At 67.4% G+C, this 662-nt stretch carries 1 protein-coding gene; it reads left to right on the forward strand.

Going from position 1 to position 662, the window contains the following annotated elements; all coding sequences use genetic code 11:
• A partial coding sequence (locus tag I71_RS40290) for a nitrogenase component 1 (protein ID WP_042702911.1) occupies positions 1-662 on the forward strand: 662 nt, incomplete at both ends.

Consider the following 662-nt stretch of genomic DNA (forward strand, 5'->3'; position numbering starts at 1 on the left):
TGAAGACCGACGTGCCCAGCCATTTCTTCAGCCGGCTGACCGGGCTGGAGGCGTCGGACAAGCTGATCCGCCTGCTGATGGAGCTGTCGGGCCGGCCGGCGCCCGCCCGGCTGCGGCGCCAGCGCGAAGCCCTGGTCGATGCCATGCTGGACGGACATTTCTTCTACAGCCGCAAGCGCATCGCCATCGCGCTGGAGCCCGACCTGCTCTACGCCGTCACCGGCTTCCTCGGTGACATGGGGGCAGAGGTTGTCGCCGCGGTGTCGCCGACGCAAAGCCCGGTGCTGGAGCGGCTGAAGGCCGCCACCATCATGGTCGGCGATCATTCCGATGTGGAGACGCTGGCCCGCGACGCCGACCTGATCGTCTCCAATTCGCACGGGCGGCCCGCCGGCTGGCGCTGTATCTGGAAGGCGAGGACATCCCGGTCGAGCCGATCCGCGACAATCCCTACATCTCGACCCTCGCCGACCCTTATGACCCGTGTGCCGACCGCGACGTGTTTCTCATCGGCACAGGCGTCAGGCACTGACGGCGTATCCCGAGCCGCAGGCCGGCTGCATGCTTTCCCCGCGCCTACCGACACCGCGTTCCGACCGAAACCGACCCGGCTGCCCTGTGCCCGGTCCTTTTGGAGACTGCCGTATGATCGAAGACGCAAC

The organism is Azospirillum sp. B506 (assembly GCF_000333595.1).
Taxonomy (GTDB): domain Bacteria; phylum Pseudomonadota; class Alphaproteobacteria; order Azospirillales; family Azospirillaceae; genus Azospirillum.